At 36.1% G+C, this 24,727-nt stretch carries 26 protein-coding genes; 18 read left to right on the plus strand and 8 right to left on the minus strand.

Annotation, left to right across the window (positions count from 1 at the left end):
• The first annotated feature begins 270 nt into the window (after positions 1–270).
• From AB8S09_RS09330 to AB8S09_RS09350, 5 genes are all read left to right on the plus strand, one after another.
• Positions 271–1,233 carry an AEC family transporter gene (locus tag AB8S09_RS09330; protein WP_294182661.1) on the plus strand — a complete coding sequence of 321 codons (963 nt, stop codon included), beginning with the start codon at positions 271–273 and terminating at the stop codon, positions 1,231–1,233.
• A gap of 234 nt (positions 1,234–1,467) precedes the next feature.
• A complete protein-coding gene (locus AB8S09_RS09335; protein WP_294182663.1) occupies positions 1,468–1,617 on the plus strand; it encodes a hypothetical protein in 150 nt (49 codons plus the stop codon).
• 101 nt (positions 1,618–1,718) lie between these two features.
• A complete protein-coding gene (locus AB8S09_RS09340) occupies positions 1,719–1,934 on the plus strand; it encodes a hypothetical protein (RefSeq protein WP_369869010.1) in 216 nt (71 codons plus the stop codon).
• Between the two features lie 23 nt (positions 1,935–1,957).
• Positions 1,958–2,164, plus strand: a complete 207-nt coding sequence (locus AB8S09_RS09345) for a hypothetical protein (protein WP_294182666.1) — start codon at positions 1,958–1,960, stop codon at positions 2,162–2,164.
• A 25-nt stretch (positions 2,165–2,189) separates the two neighbouring features.
• Positions 2,190–3,314: a radical SAM protein gene (locus AB8S09_RS09350; RefSeq protein WP_294182674.1), complete on the plus strand. Its 1,125-nt coding sequence runs from the start codon at positions 2,190–2,192 to the stop codon at positions 3,312–3,314.
• Between the two features lie 25 nt (positions 3,315–3,339).
• Here AB8S09_RS09350 and AB8S09_RS09355 read toward each other — a convergent pair whose 3' ends face one another.
• The 3 genes from AB8S09_RS09355 to AB8S09_RS09365 form a co-directional block, all read right to left on the minus strand.
• The gene (locus tag AB8S09_RS09355; protein ID WP_294182676.1) at positions 3,340–4,335 is read right to left on the minus strand and encodes a sodium:calcium antiporter; all 996 of its coding nucleotides are present in this window, start codon (positions 4,333–4,335) and stop codon (positions 3,340–3,342) included.
• Positions 4,336–4,634: 299 nt separating this feature from the next.
• On the minus strand, positions 4,635–5,846 hold the full coding sequence (locus AB8S09_RS09360; RefSeq protein WP_294182678.1) for an MFS transporter: 1,212 nt from the start codon (positions 5,844–5,846) through the stop codon (positions 4,635–4,637).
• A gap of 21 nt (positions 5,847–5,867) precedes the next feature.
• The gene (locus tag AB8S09_RS09365; RefSeq protein ID WP_294182680.1) at positions 5,868–6,311 is read right to left on the minus strand and encodes a helix-turn-helix domain-containing protein; all 444 of its coding nucleotides are present in this window, start codon (positions 6,309–6,311) and stop codon (positions 5,868–5,870) included.
• A gap of 486 nt (positions 6,312–6,797) precedes the next feature.
• Between AB8S09_RS09365 and AB8S09_RS09370 the strand changes: the two genes are divergently transcribed.
• From AB8S09_RS09370 to AB8S09_RS09385, 4 genes are all read left to right on the plus strand, one after another.
• On the plus strand, positions 6,798–7,259 hold the full coding sequence (locus tag AB8S09_RS09370) for a Fur family transcriptional regulator (RefSeq protein WP_294182682.1): 462 nt from the start codon (positions 6,798–6,800) through the stop codon (positions 7,257–7,259).
• A gap of 44 nt (positions 7,260–7,303) precedes the next feature.
• Positions 7,304–8,062 (plus strand): SDR family NAD(P)-dependent oxidoreductase, encoded by a 759-nt coding sequence (locus AB8S09_RS09375; RefSeq protein ID WP_369869011.1) that lies wholly within the window; start codon positions 7,304–7,306, stop codon positions 8,060–8,062.
• Between the two features lie 134 nt (positions 8,063–8,196).
• Positions 8,197–8,472: a metal-sensing transcriptional repressor gene (locus AB8S09_RS09380; RefSeq protein WP_294182685.1), complete on the plus strand. Its 276-nt coding sequence runs from the start codon at positions 8,197–8,199 to the stop codon at positions 8,470–8,472.
• A 116-nt stretch (positions 8,473–8,588) separates the two neighbouring features.
• Positions 8,589–10,454, plus strand: a complete 1,866-nt coding sequence (locus tag AB8S09_RS09385) for a heavy metal translocating P-type ATPase (protein WP_369869012.1) — start codon at positions 8,589–8,591, stop codon at positions 10,452–10,454.
• Between the two features lie 6 nt (positions 10,455–10,460).
• Here AB8S09_RS09385 and AB8S09_RS09390 read toward each other — a convergent pair whose 3' ends face one another.
• Together AB8S09_RS09390 and AB8S09_RS09395 are read right to left on the minus strand one after the other, a co-directional pair.
• Positions 10,461–11,237 (minus strand): sulfite exporter TauE/SafE family protein, encoded by a 777-nt coding sequence (locus AB8S09_RS09390; protein WP_294182688.1) that lies wholly within the window; start codon positions 11,235–11,237, stop codon positions 10,461–10,463.
• A gap of 1 nt (position 11,238) precedes the next feature.
• Positions 11,239–11,814, minus strand: coding sequence for a TetR/AcrR family transcriptional regulator (locus tag AB8S09_RS09395; RefSeq protein ID WP_294182690.1), 576 nt, complete (start codon positions 11,812–11,814; stop codon positions 11,239–11,241).
• Positions 11,815–12,033: 219 nt separating this feature from the next.
• Between AB8S09_RS09395 and AB8S09_RS09400 the strand changes: the two genes are divergently transcribed.
• The 6 genes from AB8S09_RS09400 to AB8S09_RS09425 all read left to right on the plus strand — a co-directional run bounded on the left by AB8S09_RS09400 (position 12,034) and on the right by AB8S09_RS09425 (position 17,090).
• Complete coding sequence (locus tag AB8S09_RS09400; RefSeq protein ID WP_294182692.1) at positions 12,034–12,255, plus strand: hypothetical protein; 222 nt, start codon at positions 12,034–12,036, stop codon at positions 12,253–12,255.
• The gene (locus AB8S09_RS09405; protein ID WP_367112689.1) at positions 12,174–13,259 is read left to right on the plus strand and encodes an MFS transporter; all 1,086 of its coding nucleotides are present in this window, start codon (positions 12,174–12,176) and stop codon (positions 13,257–13,259) included. The genes AB8S09_RS09400 and AB8S09_RS09405 overlap by 82 nt, the downstream gene beginning before the upstream one ends.
• 213 nt (positions 13,260–13,472) lie before the next feature.
• A complete protein-coding gene (locus AB8S09_RS09410; RefSeq protein WP_369869013.1) occupies positions 13,473–14,063 on the plus strand; it encodes a hypothetical protein in 591 nt (196 codons plus the stop codon).
• On the plus strand, positions 14,060–14,605 hold the full coding sequence (locus AB8S09_RS09415) for a biotin transporter BioY (protein WP_294182698.1): 546 nt from the start codon (positions 14,060–14,062) through the stop codon (positions 14,603–14,605). The genes AB8S09_RS09410 and AB8S09_RS09415 overlap by 4 nt, the downstream gene beginning before the upstream one ends.
• A gap of 22 nt (positions 14,606–14,627) precedes the next feature.
• Entirely contained in the window at positions 14,628–15,770 is a 1,143-nt protein-coding gene (locus tag AB8S09_RS09420) for a thiolase family protein (RefSeq protein ID WP_294182783.1), read from the plus strand.
• 6 nt (positions 15,771–15,776) lie between these two features.
• The gene (locus AB8S09_RS09425) at positions 15,777–17,090 is read left to right on the plus strand and encodes a class I adenylate-forming enzyme family protein (RefSeq protein ID WP_294182699.1); all 1,314 of its coding nucleotides are present in this window, start codon (positions 15,777–15,779) and stop codon (positions 17,088–17,090) included.
• 14 nt (positions 17,091–17,104) lie between these two features.
• Here AB8S09_RS09425 and AB8S09_RS09430 read toward each other — a convergent pair whose 3' ends face one another.
• Positions 17,105–18,166, minus strand: coding sequence for an alpha/beta fold hydrolase (locus tag AB8S09_RS09430; protein ID WP_294182702.1), 1,062 nt, complete (start codon positions 18,164–18,166; stop codon positions 17,105–17,107).
• A 626-nt stretch (positions 18,167–18,792) separates the two neighbouring features.
• On the opposite strand from AB8S09_RS09430, the gene AB8S09_RS15845 reads away from it, so the two are divergent.
• Complete coding sequence (locus tag AB8S09_RS15845; protein WP_440132417.1) at positions 18,793–19,188, plus strand: methyl-accepting chemotaxis protein; 396 nt, start codon at positions 18,793–18,795, stop codon at positions 19,186–19,188.
• Here AB8S09_RS15845 and AB8S09_RS09440 read toward each other — a convergent pair.
• Positions 19,142–19,987 carry an MFS transporter gene (locus tag AB8S09_RS09440; protein ID WP_367112690.1) on the minus strand — a complete coding sequence of 282 codons (846 nt, stop codon included), beginning with the start codon at positions 19,985–19,987 and terminating at the stop codon, positions 19,142–19,144. The two genes, AB8S09_RS15845 and AB8S09_RS09440, sit on opposite strands and share 47 nt — an antisense overlap.
• 163 nt (positions 19,988–20,150) lie before the next feature.
• On the opposite strand from AB8S09_RS09440, the gene AB8S09_RS09445 reads away from it, so the two are divergent.
• Together AB8S09_RS09445 and AB8S09_RS09450 are read left to right on the plus strand one after the other, a co-directional pair.
• The gene (locus AB8S09_RS09445) at positions 20,151–21,065 is read left to right on the plus strand and encodes an AAA family ATPase (protein WP_294182786.1); all 915 of its coding nucleotides are present in this window, start codon (positions 20,151–20,153) and stop codon (positions 21,063–21,065) included.
• A 2-nt stretch (positions 21,066–21,067) separates the two neighbouring features.
• Complete coding sequence (locus AB8S09_RS09450) at positions 21,068–22,768, plus strand: vWA domain-containing protein (RefSeq protein WP_294182705.1); 1,701 nt, start codon at positions 21,068–21,070, stop codon at positions 22,766–22,768.
• Between the two features lie 2 nt (positions 22,769–22,770).
• On the opposite strand, the gene AB8S09_RS09455 is transcribed toward AB8S09_RS09450, so the two are convergent.
• A complete protein-coding gene (locus AB8S09_RS09455) occupies positions 22,771–24,576 on the minus strand; it encodes an acyltransferase family protein (RefSeq protein ID WP_294182707.1) in 1,806 nt (601 codons plus the stop codon).
• Positions 24,577–24,727 lie beyond the last annotated feature (151 nt).

Consider the following 24,727-nt stretch of genomic DNA (forward strand, 5'->3'; position numbering starts at 1 on the left):
AGTACGGCAGTATATTGACAAATTCTTGTATTTGATGCGGTGTTAGTGCTAATGGATAAATATATTTTATTGAATGAACACCAGTTAAGTGTATAATAAAAGAGCAGGTGAAGCATACACAATAATATCCAGTCTTGAATATAAAAAATAGAGGGGAATGAGTATGAATTTGTGTAAAATCAAATTTATATTTATTCCCAGTATTTATTCAGGATTTAATTTGTGTGAGCATATCATAAAAATTTTAAAATACAATGGGGGGATACAACAATGTCTATTTTTTTATATATATTGGGAAATAATATTATACCTATTTTTATATTGATTGGATTAGGATTCATAATAAGCAAAAAATTTCCTTTGAATGTGTTTACACTTAGTAAATTGAATTTTTACATATTTGTACCTGGATTCATATTTTATAATCTTTATACGACTAATTTATCTTATGGTATGCTTATGATTTTACTTTTTTGTATAGTGAATCTAATAATCAACGATTTGATATCCAGGGTTATTTCCAAAATTCGCAAATATGATTTAAGCCAGGAAAATGCCTTTAAAAATTCCATTATGTTTAATAACACGGGAAATATAGGTGTATCTCTTGTTACTCTTATTTTTGGGAGTGCACCTTTCGTAATCAATGGTAAGACACCATATTTAGGTCAGGCCCTCACAGTTCAAATTATGATTCTTGTGTTTATGAATGTTACGATGAATACCATCGGTTTCTACAATGCTGGAAGAGCCAACATGAATATAAAACAGTCAATGCACCAAATATTTACTATGCCATCTATATATGTGATACTCATTGCATTGTTGCTTAAATACATTAAGATTGACATAACTACAACACCATTATGGCCTGTAATCAAATATATAAAAGATGGACTGGTGCCAATAGCGTTATTAACGTTGGGAGTTCAGCTTTCAAAAACAAGATTTGATTTTAGAGACAGTGATGTAAATATAGCAGTTTTTACCCGACTTGTTATAGGACCCATGCTTGCACTGATCTTAATATATGTATTCAGGTTTAAGGGAGTTATTGCCCAAACAGCATTTATTTCTTATTCAGTACCAACAGCTGTCAATACGGCTTTAATTGCCGTTGAATGCAATAATAAGCAGAACTTTGCATCTCAGGAAGTAATGGTATCAACTATTTATAGTGCTGTTACACTTACATCAGCCATATATATAGCTAGAATTTTATTTCCTGTTTAAAAGATATACTTTAATAACACTATCATTGTCTGATAATCGGCTTTTGTGGTAGTTTTGTCCTTTTCCTTCTGCAGATCTTAGTATACTAGATAGAGAAGCATGTCTTTGAAGTGGGGAAAACTAATTTTGAGGTGACATTATCACAAGTTAACAACATGGTAGATAAAAATTGTTTATATAAGTGATTTATTAGGCTATGATATAATAAAGATATTATTTGTTGGAGGGATTATTATGGGGAAAATAAATCAACAAAATAGCTTATATGAGCAATTTCTGAAATATTCATATTGGGATTTAAAAGAATTATTTAAAAAGGCAAAAACGAAAGAAGAACAGGATTTTTATATGGATCTATCAAATAGGATATTACAAAAAGAATGATAGGTAAATAGAGATGATTTTTGGTATGGGTACTGTGCTATAATGTGATTAAAAGTAGGTAAGATGTACTGGCAAATGCAAAATTAAAGCTGCTTAAAATATTGGAAATCTTATGGTCGACGTATGAAGAACATCCTCTTACTGCAGTGCAGATTGGAGAAAAGCTTAAATTATACGGGATTGAGGCAGAGCGAAAATCTATCTGCAGAGATATAAATGTTTTAAAAGATAATGCTGGAATTGTGAATCCATATGCCCTTATCTGGCATGATGAACATTTCATAAATCCAGCAAAATTAACTGATGACCTTTTATAATGAACATGCAGGGAGGTAATGTCATGATAAATATATATAGTGAATTTTCCGATAAGAAGAATTCCGAATCTTCTGATGAATTCAGAAAAAAGCTAAAAGAAGAATCTTATGGTAAGATAGGTTATGGTATCGGTTTTTTTGAAGTAGTCGTTATAATTCTCGGAATATTTTTATTGTATCCCAGCATTCCAAAGTTCATAATTAAATTGATTATTTCTATATTTAAATAGATTTTATATTGAAGGAGTATATATTATGAAAATTTCAAAGAAAGATGCACTAAAATGGTTTGAATTTTTTTCAAAGCTTCCTGAGGAAGAGGAAATTATGATAAAACAGCAGGAGGTAGTTTATTCTACCTTTGCACAAATTGAGGCAGCAGTTGATCGTGGAAACGATATATTGATGTCGAAAATCAAGGGCTTGAAAACTTTGAAGAATAGAACTTTTTTTGTGGGAGATGAGAGTAAATTTCCCAAAGGATGCCGTTCCTGTCTGCTGGGCAGTGGTTTGAATGCAATCAGGAAAACAAATAAGTGTAATATGGAGTGTAAGTTCTGTTATGATTATGGAGAACTGGAAGATGTTCCTCCAATTGGTGAAGGTATGTGGGAAATCGGGGGAACAAGATTTTATGACAGGGATATTGATTTGCTTCTTTCCATCCAGAAGAAGCCCACCGGCATTTGCTACGTTTATTTAGAGCCGTTTATGGAAATTGAGAAATACTATCCTGTGATAAAGAAATTTAGTGATGCTCAAGTTTATCAACACCTGTATACAAATGGTATTTTAGCTACAGAAAAAACATTGAAAGCGTTAGGTGAAGCCGGCCTTGACGAGATACGCTTCAACCTGGGTGCTTCTGAGTGCTCGGATAAAGTAATTCAAAATATTGGAACGGCGAAGAAATATATTAAAAATGTAGGTATTGAAACTCCAATGACTCCTGAGTTTTTCAAAGATTTTTCTAAGAAGAAACAAGCTATTTTGGATACAAAGCTTGATTTTATCAATTGTGCAGAACTGCATTTGAATGAAAACAACATAGATAATTATTACGGGGAAAATATGTATATTTCCAGACAGGGCTATATATCTCCGATTTGGAGCAGGCAATTAACTCTGAAATTCATGAAAATAGCCGATGAAGAAAAGTGGAATCCAGTGATTCATGATTGTTCAAACTATACAAAATTTGCCAGAGATTTAAATCTGGGCGGCAAAGAAGGCAAATGGTTCGGAGCCAGTAATTATGCCTGTGAGTTTTCCAGAATTCCATACGGAGCATTTTTGCCAGTACTGCGTGATGACAATTTCAAATTTTTAAGTGAAGAAGAATTGCCTGATGACTATAAACCGGGAAAAATGATTTTTTAAAGATTACTATATGTCTTATTTGCAATTAGTTTTTTACAAAAATTATTATTATTACAAATAAAACATACAATAGGATATTACAGGCCAGTCTTTTATCGGATAAATGCCCTTTTTTCAAAGTTATCTGCAGAGAAAGAATAGCTATGAATGTTATAATAGCAGATATTATTAAATATTTATCAAATAGCCATGGTGTGAACATTATACCAAGTGCACTTGGTATAGTGGCTTGTATCATCATGGAACCACTAATATTGGAAAGAGCCAAACTTTCTTTTCCCTGTTTTACCCATATAACTGCATTTAAAATTTCAGGCAATTCTGTTGCTATGGGACTTAATAATAATGAAACCATATGTGGGGCTATTCCAAGTGAATTGCTTAGGATGTTCAATTTATTTACAAACATTTGGGATCCTATAAAAATAACTGCAAGTGCTCCTATCGTTTGAATTAAAATAAACGACTTTTTTGGTTCCTTATTATTAGATGTAATTTTCAATGGCTTCAATTTTTGGGCTACTGCTGAATTTTTAACATTCATTTCTTTATAAAAATAAATTCCATAGGCCGCTAAAAATAATATTCCAAGCCATGGTTTTATTGTAAAGGCTACCAACCCCAATGTGATTTTAAATGCAAAAATACACATAAACCATTCTTGATCTCTTGCCAATTTTTTATTATCGCATTTAATGTGTTCGCCTGATTCTCTCCTGCTGCTAAATATAAATATAGTTATTCCAATAACAGCATAGGCAATTGTGCTTAAAACAAGTGGTCCACCCAATGCAGCACCAACTCCAATGTCTTTTTGTTTTGGACTAGTACCGAAAACTACGGCTATAAATGTGACAATGCTTTCAGGCAGGGCTGTGCCAAAAGCAGCTAGAATAGAACCAACTGCACTTTGCGAAATATTAAAAGCCTTTCCAACCCATTCAACTCCATTTACGAAAAATTCACAGCTGAAGTAAATTAGAAGTGCTGATGCAATCATAATCAAAATCGTTGATATCATTTTTCTCATCCTCTTTAAATTATATTGAGTCCCATACAAACAAAAAGACTTTCGACACAGTGATTTTCTATCTTAAAAGTCTTTTTTAATGTGATAATTACACTAAAAAAGGCTTTTAGCACAACAATAGAATCATTGTGTTAAAAGTCTCGCTTGACCGGAATCCGCCATGACAAAACCAGATCAGAGATCAGTATGTTGACTTTGTCACCAATATATAGGTAGCTACTCCCTTTTAACTCTAAAATTTTCATTTCTACTCATAATACCATAAAAATTACCCACAAGCAATATCAAAGTTAGATTTGTTTGCACTTTTGATTACGTATAACTCTGAATTTCATGTAAAACAAGAACATTAATATTGCAGCAGCCATAGCTATTGCCGAACTTAAATAAAAAGGAGCGCTATTGTTGACGTTATCATATAAAACACCAGCTATAAGACTTGCAGGGAGTAAGGTTATACCTATCAGTGAATTATATATTCCCAATCCCGTACCCCTCTTGTTTTTATCTATAAGGTCTGAGACCAGTGCCCTCTGTACCCCATCTGTTGCTGCACTGTAAAGTCCGTATAATACGAATAGCAAAATCACCGATATTTTATTATCTGTTCTTCCAAAACCGAAGTATATTGCAGAATAAAGTAAATATCCGAAGATAATAAGTTTTTCCCTACCAAATTTATCTGAAAGAATACCCATTGGAACGGCGAATATTACTGATACTGAATTGAATATCAAGTATACAATTGGTATGAATAAAGCTTTTATACCAATGTCTTTGGCCTTTACCAGCAGTAGGGCGTCGGTTGAATTACCCAGGGTGAATATAAAGGCAATACCTAAAAACATGTAATATTTATGGGAAAAGTCCCTGGGGGTAATTTTCTTGGGAAGGGAATCTTTGCTTTTCTTGGTTTCCTTTACAAAAAAAATTATGGTAATTAATCCGAGTATTCCGGGCAGAGCTGAAAATATAAATACCTTTCGATAATTATTGGGAAATATTGATAAAATTATAAAAGCAAGAAGAGGTCCTATTATTGCACCGCTGTTATCCATAGCCTTGTGAAACCCAAAATTTTTTCCTTTCTCACTATCACTTGATGAAGCAGCCACAAGACTGTCTCTTGGAGCAGTCCTTATGCCTTTTCCAACCCTTTCGCTGAATCTTATAGCCAGCACCTGCAAAGGTGAAGTTACTATTGAAAATAATGGGGATAAAATAGCTGTAAATCCATATCCAATGATCATAAAGGGTTTGTTTTTGCCAATTTTATCGCTCCACCAGCCCGATATAGCTTTAAGGACCGAAGCCGTACTTTCTGCAATTCCCTCAATAAGAGATACCTCTGTTTTTGATGCACCTATTGACATTAAAAATAATGGCATAATGGAATATATCATTTTTGTAGTTGTATCCGTTAAAAAGCTGGTCATACCGGTAAAGAAGATGTTGCGTTCAATTCCCAAGACCTTTTTATCTTTTCCATTATTAATATACACACTCATCCTACCTTTGAAATTCTATTTTTGATTTGCATCAATTTTGTATTCTTTTCTCTGAGGCCAGTATATTTTAAATTCAAGTTTTTCAATATCTCTTTTTTGTTTATAACTCATTCTTAAACTTGCATCTTCAGGAATATTTATGTCTTTGTCAAGGCCTTTTAAAATAAGTTTGATATTATTATTATTTTTTAGACTTGATATATTGGAACAAATATCATCTAACAGCTGCTTGTATTTACCAAATTCATCTGCTGAAATCTGATAGCTTTCAGCATTATTGACATAATTGCGTGAATCACCTGAAGACAGCCATTTTATTAATGCTTCTTTACTGAACCTCCATTCTCTGCCTATTTTTCTGGCAGGTATATGTTCTTCTCTAAGTAATTTTATCAGTGTTTTTTCACTTACACCTAGAAATTCAACTGCTTGTTCAACGTTTAATATATTATTGTCCATATATTTTCACCTCGTATATATTATAGCAGAATTTATCTTTGACGCAATATATAAATGAATATAACATGAAGTTAATTGTATATAATATATATTTGATTGTAGTTAATAGCAAAATTTTTGTAAAAAGGTGTAAGGCAGCCGCATCCGTTTCATGGATATATGATTTCATATTTTTGCAAATTAGTGCAATTTGTCTAAATATAGACAAAGTCTTTTATCTGACTCTTGATAAAATTTTTGCTTAAGTATAACGTAAAATTCAGGCACATGAATATCTGAAATATCTTTTGAAGGCACTATAGAGTAATATAAGTGTGACATAATTCTCTGGTGCCTTATTATCTAGGAATTGTAGTTTTACTATAAGGAGAATACAAATCAAAAAGGCTCTTGATGTTTTAGTAAGGTACCTGTATAATATAATTAGTAAGGTACTTTACTAAAATTGAGGAATCAACCACGCTAAGAGAGAAGGTGATTTTGTACATGGAAAATGCAAGGTATCTCAGATATTTTGAAAAAATCATTGTAGGTAAAGGTATAAGAATAACTCCTCAGCGTAGAGTTATTCTGAACGTTCTCTTTAAAAACAGGAATAAACATTTAACAGTTGAAGAAATATGGAACCAAGCCAAAAATATATTTCCACAAATAGGTATTCCAACAGTTTACAGAACTGTAATTCAATTAGAGAAGATTGGTATTTTGTACAAGGTAATGGTACAGGGAAACTGCTGCAAGTATCAGTTGATAGGCTGTGATGAAAAAAATAAGCACAGACATTTTATATGTACCAGATGCGGTAGTATTACTGACATATATTTACCTGAAATAAGCATGGAAGAACAGCAAATTGAAAAAAAGTACCATGTAAAAATTGAAAGCCAAAATATCATATATTATGGTTTGTGTGCAAAATGCATTCAGAGTATTCAGATGGCAAAATAATTAAAGGAATTAATCGATTAAATATTTGAAGGGTAGGGTCTTCTATGAAAAACATCTTGATTATAGGAGCGGCAAATGGCATTGGTTATTATCTGGTCAAGCAGCTTTTATCAGAAGGTTATAATGTAACTGTCCTCGATTTAAAGACCGATAATCTTGATAGTTTGTGTGAAAAATATGATTCTCTTCTTTCGCTGACTTGTGATGTTAGGGACTTAAAACAAATGAAAGTTTGCGTAAGTGAAAGTGTCAGAAAGTACGGCAGCATTGATTGCGCCGTACATAATGCCTGCATGTGCACATTTGGCAGTATGGAACAAACCGGGGAGCAGGTGTATCACGATGTAATGGAAGTCAACTATTATGGTGCACTTCATCTATCCAGAGCTGTTTTGCCCTATATGAAAAGTTTGAGAAATGGCAAGGTTATATTTACGAGTTCCTGTGTTGGTATAATGGGGTTTATAAATATTAGTCCGTATTCCTCAAGTAAAGGTGCAATTGAAGCACTTGCCAAGTGTCTTAATATCGAATACCAAAATTACGCTATCAGTTTTCATATTTTTCATCCACCTCTTACCAGAACGAAATCAGCGGAACCTCTGCCTGTACCCAAAGAATTTATGGCCGATCCGGAAAAAGTTGGGATAGGACTTGCAAAACACATACGAAGTAAATCCTTTATTATATGCCACAGTTTGGGACAAAAGATACAAATATTAATCTGTTGCCTGTTTCCTGTAAAAATGGGAAAACTTATGAGCAAGATGACTGCCGGGTATATGGAAGAAAAGGATAAATGATAACTTTTTGAATGAACATACATTTTTAGCTTGATGAAATTGGGTTTATTTGTGATTTTGATAGAACAGCATATATTTTTTATCTATTCTGATATATAATAGGATCAAAATACATATTAGAAAAGGTGAGAATTATGAAACAATGTATGGATTCTGATAATTTGCACAGACGTATTAAAAAAATAATAGGTCAAATTAAGGCTATAGATAAAATGATTGATGAAGATATTCCGTGTGAAGATATTCTGATACAGATCAATGCAGTTAAAAGTGCTGTTCATAAGGTTGGCCAAATAGTTTTGGAGGGACATTTGAATCATTGTGTTAGAGACGGAATTCAGCATGGAGATGCAGAAAAAACGATAGCACAATTTTCAAAGGCGCTGGAACATTTTTGTAGGATGTCTTAAGGTATTTAAAACTGTTTATGTAAAACATAGGCAGTTTTTTTTTATTGACAAAAGTATAAACAGATTATATTATACATATAGGGGTATATGTATAATATAAAAATAAGGGAGCGCTTATGGAAAAAATAAAAAATTTTTTTAAGAATGAGGAAAAATGTGCTATTTTGTTTATATTTTTGTCAGGTATATCACTTGTTGTTAGTTTTTTTGATATTGGTAAATTACCTCTGGATACCGCATGGATTTCAATTATTTTATGTGGAATACCAATTGTGAAGGAAGCTATTGTTGGATTTGTTACAAGATTTGATATCAAGGCTGATTTACTGGTGTCTATAGCGTTGATTGCCTCTATAGTGATCGATCAAATATTTGCTGCCGGAGAAGTTGCTTTTATCATGACTATAGGCGCATTTCTCGAGAAAAGAACTGTCAGTAAAGCTCGTGCGGGTATTGAGAAACTTGTACATCTTACTCCCCAAGTTGCAAGAATCATAAGAAATGGTACAGAGCAAATAATTCCTGCAGATAAAGTTCGGATAGGAGATATTATAAGAGTTCTGGCAGGAGAAACTATAGCTGTAGACGGAATAATCATAAATGGTGAAACTTCAATTGATCAATCAGTAATGACAGGCGAATCACTCCCCGTTGATAAAGAAACTGGCGACAGGGTATTTAGTGGAACTTTAAATCAATTTGGAACTTTTGATATGAAGGCTGCAAAGCTTGGTGAAGATAGTTCTTTACAGAGAATGATAAAACTTGTAAAATCAGCGGATGCAAGTAAGGCAAAAATAGTTGGTATTGCAGACAGGTGGGCTACCTGGATTGTGGCAGGTGCATTGAGCTCGGCAATTCTCACGTGGTTTGCTACAGGTGAAATAATACGTTCTGTAACAATATTGGTTGTATTTTGTCCATGTGCATTGGTCCTTGCAACTCCTACGGCTATAATGGCAGGTATAGGCAATGCCACAAAATATGGTATCCTGATACGTGAAGGCGATGCTCTTGAAAGACTGGCCAATGTACGGAGAATATCTTTTGACAAAACAGGTACGCTTACATATGGACAACTTTCCGTTACGACAGTTGAAAGTTTTGATTCAAGCATATCCGAGAAAAAATTGTTACAATTGACGGCATCAGCAGAAATTCGCTCAGAACATCCTCTGGGGAAAGCGATAATTGAGCATATAAGAAACATTCCCAATATTTCAATTAATGAGCCTGATGAATTCAGGGTGATTGCCGGAAGAGGCGTACTGGCTGAAATAGGAAATTATTCAATTCTTGCTGGAAACATTGAAATGATGGAAGATAATAATATTTCCATACCAGAACAAATGGAGGAAAAAGCCTCCAGATATAAAGGTGTCGGATGTACAATTATGTATATATCAATTAATGGCGATGCATCAGGATTCATAGCACTTTCCGATACTCTCAGGGAAGATGCCGCTGACATGATTAAGGATATTGAGAGAAATGGAGTAGAAAGTGTTTTGCTTACAGGAGATAACCATCAGGCAGCATGTCATATCGCAAAACTTGCCGGAATAAATGACGTATGTTCCAATTGTATGCCGGAAGATAAAATATCTGCAATAGAAAAATACCAGAGTAGAAACGAGCTCGTATGTATGGTTGGTGACGGCGTCAATGATGCCCTGGCATTGAAAAAAGCCTATGTTGGAATAGCCATGGGCGGAATTGGAAGTGATATAGCAATTGATGCAGCCGACATTGCGCTTATCAGAGATGATATAAAATGTATACCTCATTTATTAAGCCTGTCTAAAAAAGTAATAAAAACCATCAAATTAAATTTGACATTTTCCATGACATTGAATTTTATAGCTGTTGCTTTAGCTATATTGGGCATATTAGGTCCAGTAGTAGGTGCACTTGTGCATAATGCAGGATCGGTATTGGTCATTTTAAATTCATCATTATTATTAAATTGGAAGGGGAAATGAACTTTATTATTTAAATATCAGCATTCCACCCATTGTGGCAGTCATGATGAAAAGTACCGGTCGAAGAACTTTTTCCAAATTTTTCTTATCTATGCGTTTGAGAAGGAACGGGCCTGCAAAAGCCCCACACATTGTGCCCACAGCTAAAAGCCCTACGAGTTTCCAATCAATATTTCCCAATCCAAGGTGCGTGATAAATCCGGTGACAGCTATGCCGAGAAGCACAAGTACTGAAGTCCCTACTGTTTCAAGTGCCTGACATCCTAAAATCATAAGCCCCGCTACAATTGGGCCTCCACCGCTTAAGCCAACAAGCCCGGACATGACTCCTCCAAGAAGTCCGAAACAAACTGCCTTAATTGTATTGGACTTCTTAGCCTGGTCATTGTCCTGCATGTCATCATCTCTTTTTTTCTTTTTTCTTATATATGAAAAAAGCATTTGTACGGCCAGAAGCACCAGAATAATTCCGGTCAGTTTATTATACATATCCTGCGGCAGCAATCCGGAACACAGCGAACCTATGATTGAACCGGCTATGCCTCCAATCAGCATGGTGAGTCCAAAATGCAAATTTACATTTCCGGCTTTCCAATGGCTGAAACTACCTACTGCAGTAGTGGGAATTGTGGTTGCAAGTGAAGTGGATGCTGCAATGGCAGGAGGAATGTTAAAAAAGGCAGTCAAAATTCCAACATAAATGGCTCCTCCACCGCCGCCAAGTGAAATGATCAGCAGACCTACTATAAATCCTACGATAGGCAGGACAATATATCGAAACACGTCAATCATCCTTTCCTGTGTCTAAAGCTGATATCAGGCATGAAACAAGCCGTTTGAAGCTTTTGCCAACATCGGCTTCGGCACTTCTGAAAAAACCTGCCTCCTCAAGAGAGACAAATCCGTGAAGGGCACTGCGGAATCCACGTACGAAATGGATGGTTTCTTTTTTATTGTAGTGATAGGGTTCCATGACCTGGTACAGAATACTGACGATAGCATGCCCCGATTTTTGAATACTGCTGTCATTGTAAGTGGGGAATCTTAAAATTGCCTTGTAGAGTTCCGGGTTTTCCCCTGCAAATTTACGATATGCCAAAGCAATTGCCATTAACGCATTATCTTTTGATTTACCGACTGCTGCATTGCGTATAGCATCTCCGAGTCTTGAAATGGCAAGTTTCGAAATACCCAATGAAAGTTCTTTGAATCCACTAAAATGGTTGTACAGTGATGGTGATTTTACACCCAGTTTTTCTGCAACCTGAAGTAAAGAAACATTTTCAAGTCCGTTTTCTTCTGCTAATTCTGCAGCGGCATTCAGAATTGACTCCGTGCTCAATCTTCTTTTTGGACCCATTTAAATTCCCCCTATAACTATAATAAGGTTATTATAAACTAATATAATTAGTTTTTCAATACTTTAAATAGAATTCAACATTAATCTTGACGCTGATATTATAGTAGGATAAAATATATTTTATTGTTTATTACAAGAGCTTAGCATAAAGCCCTCTGGATAGAGTAGAAAACTGGAGAATTTAAAGCCGGAACAAATCAATAAATGGAGATGACCTTAGTGAAAAAGAAAAATTATAAATGGATTGCTCTGTCTTGTACTACTATAGGAGCTCTTTTTTCCGTGCTCAGTGCAAGTACGCTCATGATTGCACTTCCTGTAATAATGAAGGATTTGAATGCAGGTGTAGGTATAATAATGTGGACGATAATGGGATATATGCTCTCACTTACGATACTCGTTCCTTCAATAGGAAGGATAGCCGACATGTTCGGAGTGTAGCTGCAATTATAGGCCCTATCTTAGGGGGCGTTCTTATAAATTTCAGCTGGAGGGCCATATTTTATATAAATATTCCCATAGGTTTGTTTGGAACTATATGGGCTGCAGTATCCCTTGTGGAACTCCATAAGTCTGAAGGTAATGAAAAATTTGATTTTAAAGGCACTTTTTCCTTTACTTTTGGAATGCTGGCACTGCTTGTAGCACTTACAATAGGCGGGTTCGGCCAGTGGCTAAGCAAACCTGTAATAATACTGTTTACAATTGCAGCAATACTTATAGGATTGTTTACCTATATTGAAAATCATACGAAGTTTCCCATGCTGGATATGACTCTCTTAAAGACAAGACTTCTTTCTTTTGCATATATTAGCACGCTTTTAAACGGTATTGCAAGAGGAGCCGTCACTTTCCTGCTAATATTTTATTTCGAGGGAGACAGGGGTATTGACCCGATTACGGCAGGTATGCTGCTGTGTCCCTTTGCAGTGGCAATGATGGCTGTATCCCCCATAAGCGGTATATTGTGTGACAAATATGGTGCGAGGGCTTTAAGCTCCATAGGGCTTCTCATATCTGCCGCAGGACTACTTGGATTTATGAGGATAAATACAACTTCCTCCACGGCTTACCTGGTTGTATGCATGGTATTTACCGGAATAGGTTCCGGAATGTTCTTCTCTCCGAATACAAGTTCTATAATGGCAAATGTGCCCGAGGGCAATAGGGGAATTGCTGCAGGCGTGAGGACCATGTTCATGAATGCCGGAATGGTACTTAGCATTGCCATATCAATGGCAATAATATCTTCCAGTATATCACTTTCGGCTATGCAGGCACTGTTTGTACACTCTCATGTTTCTACAAGGGGTATGGCTTCCGCTCAGTTTATAAGAGGGCTCAGGACAGCTTTTACAATTTCATTTGTATTTAGTCTCATTGCAGCTTTCATGTCGTATTTGAGGGGACCTGCACCAAAGTGGGAAAAACAGGCTGAAGGTTAATAATAAAGATAGGTAAATTATTTTATCCCAATTGTCAACATTAAATTTATTTAAAGTTGACAATGGGGATACTTTATTATAGTATTATTCATGTATTGATTAATTCTTGAATTGGAGGGATATAGCATAGAATATGATATTGACGGGAATTTGTATTGTATCTTCAAGAAGGCTTTTTCACTAAGATATCACTGGAATATGGACAGTACACCTGTGATGATTTTCATTGAAGCTATGCATCAGCTTTTAGATAAGGTGGAGGATGGATATTTTATTGCCAAACAGGTTATAAAAATCAATACTCTGGATATCGGCAAAAAAGTTAGATTGGAATCCAATATAGAAAAATCGGGGAGACTTAAATCGATGTCCTATCTAATCTGCAATTGTGAAGTAAGGGACGGCCATAAAAACCTTATGGATCTTGAATCGACTTTGATTAAAAAGGATCAGTATAATTTAAAAGAAAAATTTATATGTACGGCCGATAAAAAATTTTTTAAGATTGTCACGAAAGACGATGTAAGACAGTTTTGTGATTTAAGCGGAGATTACAATTATGTACATAGGGGTGATAAACCGGTTGTACAAGCTATGCTTATATTGCTGCTTTTAGAGGATTATCTGGCTTTGAAAAAAATATACATGTATGATTGTAAAATAACTTATGTTAAACCAATATCAGCAGGCAGCAGCATATTTTTATACTGGAAAGGTAATAGAGAATTATTCGGGATAACGGATAATAGAGTATGCTTTAAATTAGAATTACGCGGGGAAAACAGAGAGGGGAAATTAAGTTGAGAAAAAAATTAGGAATAAGAGATATCATCTATTCATCATTAATGGCGGCAGTAACTTCAATTTTAGGTTATCTTGTTATTCCACTGCCTTTTACTCCGATTCCCATAACCGGACAATCTTTGGCAGTTATGATTGCAGGCTGTGTTTTGACACCGGCTCAGGCGGCACTCAGCATGTTGATCTTTTTGCTCCTGGGATGTGCAGGTATTCCGGTGTTTTCCGGTGGAAGATCCGGAATTGGAATTATTGTTGGTAAATCGGGAGGATACTTTTTAGGGTACCTGATAGGTGTTGTTATAATAAGTGTTTTATCACACAGGAAGCAGTCATTTGTAAATATGTTCCTGGCTTGTGTATTGGGAGGTATAGTAATAGTTCATTTCCTGGGAGCAGGGTGGCTTGGATTTATTACAAATGTCGGAATAAAAAAGGCCTTTGTACTTGGTTCACTTCCCTTCATACCCGGAGATCTGTTAAAGGCCGTAGTGGCCGCATTTATTTCATTGAGATTGAATAAGGAGATGAGAAGACATTTGCATTAAACCTATATACAGAAGAGTTTATATAGTTGGAGGGCTGAGAACGCCCATAGGCAAGACCAATGGATGTTTGAAAGGTTTCCTCCCTGAAAAATTGGCGGCACATTTAATCGGAGGACTTCTATGCAAGTACAACCTTCCGGGAGATTCAATTGATGAAGTTGTTCTTGGAAATGCAGTGGGTCCGGGAGGAAATCTGGCAAGGCTCAGCCTGCTTGAAGCAGGGCTGCCGTTTAGTGTACCTGGGATGACTGTGGATTTTCAGTGCGGCTCCGGTCTAAAGACCATAAATATAGCTGCAAATCTAATAAACTCAGGTCAGAGAAATTTAGTGATAGCAGGTGGGACAGAGAGTACAAGTTTAGAACCTAACAGACAATATAATTCTAAAGATAGAAGGTATAGGGGAGAAGGTGTATTTTATAAAAGGGCACAGTTTTCTCCCTATTCGATTGGAGATCCCGACATGATAGAAGGTGCGGAGAATACTGCAAAATACTGCGGCATTGGGAGAAAATCTATGGATACTTGGTCTGTAGAAAGCCATAAAAAAGCTTTGAAAGCCAGAAGTAAGAATAAGTTAAAAGATATTATTCTAGGTGTAAAAACCGATAAAGGCATTGTCTCACAGGATGAAAATATCAGACGTCATCCTTCTTTGAAACTTATGGAGAGAGCGGCACCAATTTTGGGCAGGAATGGAACTATAACTGCGGGAAATGCCTGCCTTACTAATGATGGGGCAGCTCTTACTGTAATTGCGTCAGAAAAAGCGGTACAAAAATATAAATTAAAACCTGAGGCACTATGGATCGGAGGAGACAGTGCAGGTGTTGATCCTAATTTGTTTCCCCTCGGTGCAATTGCAGCTTCGAAAAAACTATTGGAATCGTTGAACTTGAATATAAATTCCATGGATCTGATAGAAATAAACGAAGCCTTTGCAGTGAAAGTACTGGCTTTTCTAAAATATTTTAATTTTCCCGGTGATAGAGTGAATGTATTTGGAGGTGCACTAGCTTATGGACATCCTTATGGAGCTTCCGGTGCTGTTATAATGCTTCATCTATTGGAAGCTTTGAAAGATAGGAATGAAAAAATGGGAATGGCTGCTGTAGGTGTTGCAGGTGGTCTTGGTGTCTCAACCATTATAGAGAGGTGTGATTGATATAAGATGCTGATTTATTCAGGAGTATTTAAAAATGCAGAAGAAAATCCCCAAAAAGTATGTATGATTTTTGGCGAAAGAAAAATAACTTATGGGGAACTTGTGGAAAGCATAAATAAAAGAGCGATATTTTTAGCGGGAAAATATACTATGGGTGAAAAAATAGTAATAGGGAATATGAACCCGTTTAATACAATAATTAATTTTTTGGCATGCTCCAGGGCAGGCTTGATTTCCATTCCGGTGAATCCCAAAACTTCTTCATGTCAGATGGATGAAATCATGAAAAAGGTAAATGCATCCTTTATCATGGATGACAGATCCTGCTTTGATTTAGATAAAGAGGGAGAAAACTTAAAACTTCCACATATTGAGGATTCGTATATTTTTCTTGGAGCTCTGAGTTCTGGGACCACAGGACACAGCAAAATCATATGGCGTGATCATAAAAGTTGGACAAGTGCTTTTAAGTATCAAAGTGAAGTATTTCATATAAGCCGTAAGGACGTACTTTTTTTAGCGGGTTATCTTTCCTATACGGCAAACCTCAACAGTGCACTTCATATTTTAAATGAAGGTGGAAGTATAGTATTTTCTAAGAGCATTTATCCCAGAACATGGATTAAAGAGATGAAACAAAATGACGTGACAAGTATATTTATGGTTCCGGCACATTATAGAATATTATTAAAGGAACTTGGAGAAGACCTTGATCAAATAAGATCGGTATTGAGTGCAGGGGATAAACTTGATGAAAAAACCGCCTGCAAGTTGAAGAATAGATTTAGTAATGCCCATATCTGTGAATATTATGGTGCCAGTGAATTAGGACATGTAGCTTATATGGATTTTACAGAAACTTACAGGGAGGGATGTGTTGGAAAAGCATTTCCACAGGTAAAATTTTGGCTGGAGAATAATTTAATATGGGTGAAAAGTCCATATATAGCTCCGAATTTCAGACCTAAAGCTACAGTTGGCGATATAGGTAAAATAGATGGGCAGGGAAATTTATACGTTCTGGGAAGGAAAAACAACACTATAAATAAGGGTGGTGTGAAAATACTTCCATATAATATAGAAAAAGTGTTGAATAACCATCCCTCGGTATTAAAATCGGTGGTATTCGGCATAAAACATCCAGTAAAAGGAGAAGAGACAGGTGCGGTAATTTTGTCAAAAGATGATACTTTAACTGAAAAATACATCAGAGAATATTGTAAAACACACCTCAAGCCCTATTTACAACCCAGGAAGATAAGAATAGTTAAAAATTTTAAGCTGAACTCAAATGGGAAAATCGACATGAATGCCTTATAAAATAATGGTGTCATTTATTTCCGGCTTTTGTTCAAAAGTTTCTTGCATGCAGATATGAATACATCTGGATGTTCAAGGTGGATGTCATGTCCGGATTTTATGTTGATTCTTTTACAATTACAGAGCAAACTTTGAACTTTATTTGCATCATCATCGGTATTGGCTGCATATAAAACATCGTCCTTTCCGTATTGTGTGTCTGCTTTCAGGTAGATGACGGGGCACTTAATGCTTTTGAGTATGTTTTCCTGATCTATATCTTTCATCCAGGATCCATCATAAAAAGCATCCCCAAATCTGGGATCATAATTATCCATGTAAAGTAAAGGACGCAGCCATATGTGTGGAATCCAGAAAATTTTGATGGGTTTACCGGGATTTGACCTCCTGTATTTTGCCGCCGATTTCACGATCTTATTTTGCAGACCGCCGAAGAGGGAAAGAATATAACTGTGTTTCAGGTAATAGAGTGTAAAATCAGTTTCAAAGTGCCTGCTTAAAAAGCTGTGGGTGACAAGGTACGTTTCATACCAGGCACAGGCACCTTTAGCTTCCTGCACTTCTTCCGGAGTCACGCTGAAAAAGGGTGGATCTTCTAAAAGGACACCATTAACCTGATTTGGTGCATTTGCTGCAACCCAGGCTGCTAGAATGCCTCCGGAAGAATGACCTGATATGAAGCAATTTTCTTTGATAATATTGTCTATAAGCCAGATAAATGCATTTCCATTGGCCTGACAGGAATATAAAGCAGCCTCATGGCTTGATCTGCCGTGGCCGTAACAGTCCACTGCATATATATGAAAGGATTCCGATAATTTGGGCAGTACCGTATCGTAGTCCTTCCAGGCAGTGGTTTGACCATGGATCAACAGTAAAGCGGGACCATTATCTGGACCTTCTCCATACCTTATTGTAGAACCATCAGGAAGTTTTATAAGTTTGTCATTAAAACCCGCCTGCCTTACTTTGCTGATAAGAGCTTCATCATAATGCATGTTGGCATGGAAATACCTTATTACAATAACTGTTCCGCAGATTAAAAGTATCAGGATAATTCCCAAAGAAATTGACATTTTTATCACTCTTTTCATATTTTGTTCGTTTAATTTATATTTTAACCGACTTTAGATGTCTTGTCTAACGTGTGATAATGACAGGGTACATGTTGTAAAAGATAGCTTAAATATATAAATATAAGAGATAAAAATTCGATACATATAATAATGGTTGTTCGAATTAAGAATCAAAATATATTATAAGGAGAATGAATTTTATGAGCAGGGAAATTTTAGAACCTTTTTTGAAAGTTATGCCCGTGTTAAAAGAAATACTACAGGAAGATGTTTTTGTTTCTGTTACAGATACTTCGACATTTTTATACTACAGACCCGGGAATAATGTTGATGTAAAAATAAAAATAGGAAGTAAAATTCCAGTTGAAGATCTATTGTATAAAACTGTTAAAGAGGGAAAGGGGTATAGTGCGGTTGTTCCAAAGGAAGTGTTTGGTATACCTTTTAGAGGTGTTACATATCCTGTTAAGGATGCGGAGAATAATGTTATAGGTGCTGTTGGCGTAGGAAGAAGTTTGGATAGACAGGTGAAATTGGAAGAATCTGCGGATACATTGTTTTCCGGTCTTGAAGAAACTAGCGCGAGCATTGAAGAGATCAATTCGGGATCTGAAGAAATGAATCGCATGATAACGAGTATGTCTGAAATTACAAAACAGGCAGAAAAGCAGATAGAGGAAAGTAATGAAATAATAAGCATGATTCAGAATATAGCATCACAGTCGAATCTGCTGGGGCTCAATGCGGCAATAGAAGCTGCCAGATCTGGAGAACAGGGAAAAGGATTTGCAGTGGTTGCGAGTGAAATGAGGAAATTGGCTCAGTCGAGCGGTGAGTCTTCACAAAAAGTTTCAAATGCACTGTCGCAGATAAATAACAATATAAAGAACATATTTGAAACGGTCAATCGGGTTCAATCTGTTTCAGAAAAACAGGTGACTGCAATGAAAGAAATTACTGCTACATTGGAAGAAATTACTGCAAGCGCTCAGACAATGACGGAAATTTCAAAGGTGGAGTGAGTTGGATCTGCGATGTCAATCCTAAAAGGAAAGTTCCCATTCCAGTTAGTATTGTACCAAAAATCATGTAAATTTTATATTTTCCAGTTTTTGAAATAAGATAGCCGGAAACTCCAGCTGTTACAGTTAAGCCCAGTAACTGCGGTATAGTAGCCAGGCCGGCTCCGAAGGCTGAAAGGTGAAATACAGTCTGGAGATACATAGGTACAAAAACCATGCCTGCAATATCCAATTTGCCACTTTGTTCTGGTCTGGGTAAATGTAGTTTGAATGTAATCATAAAAAATGACAAGACACCGATTGGGATATTGATATAGAAAATCCACCTCCATGAAATTTTGTCAGAAAATAGTCCTCCGACAAATGGACCCGAAATCAGTTCAAAAACTGCCATGGATCCAATATAGGCAAAGTATTTGGAGCACTTGGAAGGTGGGACAATATCACCTACAATTGCCTGAGTCAGAGAATTTAACCCTCCTCCACCAATTCCCTGTAAAGCCCGGAATACGATGAGCATTTTGACGCTCTGTGCAGTACCACATAAAATTGATCCAATTAGAAAGATAATGATGGAAGTTTGAAAAATGCATTTGCGCCCGTACATGTTACCCAGCTTCCTGAACAATAGGGTTGTGATTGCACTAGTCAGCAAATAGGCAGTTGCTATCCATGCACTGGAGGTATATCTTTTATCGCTGCTGCAGTGTAATGAATCCGAGATGTCGGAAATTGAAAGAGCATATTTGGAAAAAAAGGAAGAACTGATTCGAAATATGCCTGAACTTGTAAAATTCATAAATGAGGCAATTGCGAATATTCTTAAATAAAGACGAGAAAGTTTAGTATTTGGCTGTATTGACTAAAGCTAAAACATGGCATAATATAAATATATGAATGGATGTTTAAATGTACATATGTTTTGAATATTAGCTGGAGCTGGAGGTGTTAACATATTAGGTATATTGGATTTTTTAAGACAGGAGAAAATTAGTGAGAAATTGATTGCTGAAATAAAACATTATCGGAATTTCTATAAGGTAAATCCTGATGTAGAATACAGGATACCAACGCCCAAATATAATTATTATGGAAAGGAAATTTGGGAGGAGGCAATTACAGCTATTATTTGTGGCGAAAATCTTCTCCTGGTTGGTCCGAAGGCAAGCGGGAAAAATGTTTTTGCAGAAAACCTGTCAGCTGCTTTTGGGAGGCCGCTCTGGGATATTTCCTTTCACGTTAACACGGATTTTTCATCTCTTATTGGGGAGGATACATTTAAAAACGGGCAGGTTGTTTTAAGGCATGGCCCAATTTATGAATGTGCAGCCTTGGGTGGATTTGGAGTCCTTGATGAAATTAATATGGCAAGAAATGAATCCATTGCACTTCTTCATGCTGTCCTGGATTTCCGAAGGGTCATTGACATACCCGGTTATGACAGGATTCCCCTGAAGGATTCAACTAGATTCATTGCTACGATGAATTATGGATATGCAGGTACGAGAGAACTCAATGAGGCTCTGGTTTCCCGTTTCATGGTTATTGATATGCCTACTATTTCTTCTGAAAATCTTATGAAGCTGCTTAGGCAGGAGTTCCCCAATATGAAAGATAATTATGTTGAACAATTTACAGGACTATTTAAGGATCTACAGAAAAAAAGCGAAAACTCTGAGATCTCTACAAAGTCTGTAGATCTGAGGGGTCTTCTTTCTTCCATTCATCTTATCGACAGGGGATTGAAGGCATCTAGAGCTTTGGAGATGGGTATTGTAAATAAATCCTTTGACAACTTTGAAAGGGAGATCATAGAAGATGTTATTCATCTCAGAATACCGGAAAATGTGGAAAGAAGTGAGATTTTTTCAAATTGACTGTGCAGAAGGAAAATAATGAAGCAAAGAGAGCTGACAATATTATATGGAATGCTTCGTCTGATTACTCATTTAATTCAAAAATAAAGGCATATGATGAAAATGGAAAGGCTGATCTTTATTTGAATTATATTATAGGCGCCGTTCATAAGTACTATGATTGTTCACTTTTAAATAATTTTTTCAAATACCTCAGGAAGGATGTCAATTGCGAGTCCTTGAAAGAATTGACCTGGATAGGTCTGGAAAATTGTACTTATGGGAGAGGAAGATGTGAGCGGCCGGTCCTTGAGAGTCTCCGTCGGGATTATTCAAAAAAATTTCTCGGCAGGTGTAATCCAGCTTTGTCTTTTGATATTGTGGATCAGGTCAAAATAGCACATTTTCAAAGGGCGCTGGGCGAAAAGACAAATATGCCGAAATCGGTAATTGATATTTTAGATGATTTGGAATTTGACGAGAATATGGATACAGGGCAGATTATATCCCGTATGAACAGAATAATAGATGTGTATTTTTATCATAGGTCTGCACATCTTTTACACGGGAACATGCCGCCCGGGATTCAAAACAGCAAAGGCAGCCTTCAAATAAATAATAAAAAATCAAATTCTTGGCGCAGTTCGTTTTTAAAACATTTTAATTTGATACCTTCTGAATTAAACAGGGCTTTCAGTTGGTTTAAATCTGTGGATCAGATCAACAGATACGACAGGAAGTTCATGAGCGGATATTATGGGGCTTCTGTTTTGCAGGAACCGCAAATAAAGTCTGTAGAGAAAAATCTGTGTATTGGAAATCATAGGAATTGTCATATCTATTTTACAAAGGGTAATTTTAATGCTGATTCTGAAAGCAATAGGAGCATGCTTAAACATCGGGACGATGTTTTAAAACAGAGAGAAAAAAATAGTTTATATTACAATAAAAACCTCACCAGAAATAATAATAGTATCATGAAACTGACAAATAAAATCAAAAATGTGATGCTTGTTGATCGTGAATCCTCCTGCAGATCGGAAACAGGGAAACTTGCAGCAGGAAAGGTCTGGAGAAATCTTTATCTTTATGACAATAAGATTTTCATAAAAAAGATTGAAAATGATGTAAGAAATTTAACTGTTGACATAATGCTGGATTCATCATTGTCTCAGGAAAGTCGTCAGGAAATTATTGCAGAGGAAGGGTACGTCATAGCTGAAAGCCTTACGCGGTGTCAAATTCCTGTAAAAGTCTACTCTTTCTGCAGTTTTCACGATTATACGATTCTCAATCTTTTCCGTGACTACAATGAAACTGATAAAAATAACAGAATTTTCAATTATACTTCATCAGGCTGTAACAGGGACGGTTTAGCTGTACGTGCCGCACTTTACATGATGAGAAATTCAAACTGCAGCCATAAGATGCTCATAGTCCTGTCCGACGGAAAACCAAATGATATGCAGTGCATCCCGGGTCAAGCCAATGATGTCGAGTACAGTTATGCAGATAATGTTGGCGTGAATGACACTGCCCTGGAAGTCAGAAAAGGAATTCAAAGTGGAATTTCAATTCTCGGTGTCTTTACAGGGCGAAAAGAAGATCTCCCTGCCGCTCAAAAAATATACGGCCGCAATCTGGTATATATAAAATCTCCAGGGAGATTTGCCGATACAGTTGGAGTCATGCTTCAAAATGAATTGAATAATTTATATGATTGATTTCATTTCAATGCACTGTCTATGAGTGATGTCAGAGTTTCAACCCCTTCAGGTTTTAGATGTACACCGTCAGGTTCAAAATATTCGGGATGGGAAACTGCCCGTGAATGCCAGTCGATTAATGTGACATTGCTGTTTTCCTCAGCTTTTCTGCTCAAAATTTTATTTACATCTTTCTCCCAGCGGCGCGGCACACGTGTATTTATTAGATAAATGTGAGATTTGGAAAAACATTTAATCAGCTTGTCAATCTGAGCGTCTGTAAAATAACCGTTTGTTCCCAGTTCAAGTATGACTGCGTTGTTTGAATTATTAAACTCCGTATAGGAAGATGCCAGTCCTATTGCTTCATTGAGCTGCCTTCCAACTTTGGCATCAATCGTAAAATTGGAATATCTTTTATTTAAACTCGGGGTAATGTCCAGCATGATGGAATCTCCGATGGCCAGTACTTTTCTGTAGGGGTTGACGGAATGCGGAGAATTTAAACTGCCATTTTTACAAGTGCTTGTCCCAGATTCTTTATTTGTCTGAGGCTGCTGTAAACTGTTTGTCCCTGCCTTATTACCTGTATGTGCCTGAGTTTTATCCATGTGGATGCTTTTAACACAGGCTGTCAGAAGTCCGACGCCTAAAGTCATCAGTATCATAACTGAAATTAATCTGGAAAAAGCCGGCTTTCTTGAACTGGCAATATTGCCCGACAAATATTTTTTGAAAGTTTTTTGGAATCCATTTTTACGGATGGGCATTTCAATGAACCGATATGAAATTTCAGCAATAATAAATGTGACGGCCAACTGCAAACCGGCACGCCAGTAAGTTGGATTTCCCATTTCGTAAATTGGAGTACTTAAAACAATAATAGGGTAATGCCAGAGATAGATTCCGTAGGATCTTTTACCAATCCAGCTTAAAGGTTTCCAGGAAAGTAAATGTCCAAGATAGCTTTTGGAATGACAGATGCATGCTATGAGTACGGCTGCATTTAAACTAAAAAGCAGCATACCGCCTCTGTATAGAAATGAATTGTATTCATTCACAAAAACGACACTGATGATAAAAATAGAGAGGGTAATTGCACTTGTGATATTCAGTTTATTTTTTTGCCTGGTGGAAATTTTTCCAGTATATGTTTTTTTAATAGGATATATGATAGCCAGCCAGCCGCCTATAAGAAGTTCAAATGCACGTGTATCTGTCCCATAGTATACACGGCTCGGATCTTCTCCCGGTTTGTATAGTACGGCCATTAGTACTGCAGAACACAATGCTGCTATAAACACAGCGTTAGAAAGCTTTGCCCTTTTTTTAAAAATCTTTATACCTGCTATCAGCATAAGGGGCCATATGATATAAAATTGTTCTTCTATGGACAGCGACCAGAGATTTTTCAAAGGTGAAGGTGATCCAAAACTGTCAAAATAAGAGATCTTATGAAAAATAAACCACCAGTTGCTTACATAAAAAATGGAAGCTGCTGCGTCACCTTTAAGTGTGGCTGCTATTTCTGATTTAAACATTGTTGCCCAAATAAAAATACCAGTTATTGCTATATAGGCGGCTGGCAGCAGTCTTCGAATACGCCTGATCCAAAATCTACGCAAACTGAAATTGAGTTCACTTTTTTGAGTTAAAATGCTGGATGTTATGAGATAACCGGATATCACAAAGAATATATCAACTCCTAAAAAGCCTCCTTCAGCCCAGTTAAAGTTGAAATGGTAAGCCATTACAGCTAGTACTGAAAAAGCTCGGAGCCCGTCCAATCCAGTTATATATCGGTGATTTTGTATATTTTTTGACATGGGACTCTCCTTTTTTTTAACGGACTTTAATATGCTGACATATGGGTTTAATTTATACCTTTTTTTCCTACTTTCAACATTAATAGCCTAAATTTTCACTTAAAGTTAAGTTTAACAAAATATTTTTGTGAAGTCAAGACAAGAATAAAAA

Source organism: Clostridium lapidicellarium, from assembly GCF_041224415.1.
Taxonomy (GTDB): Bacteria; Bacillota; Clostridia; order Clostridiales; family Clostridiaceae; genus Clostridium_B; species Clostridium_B lapidicellarium.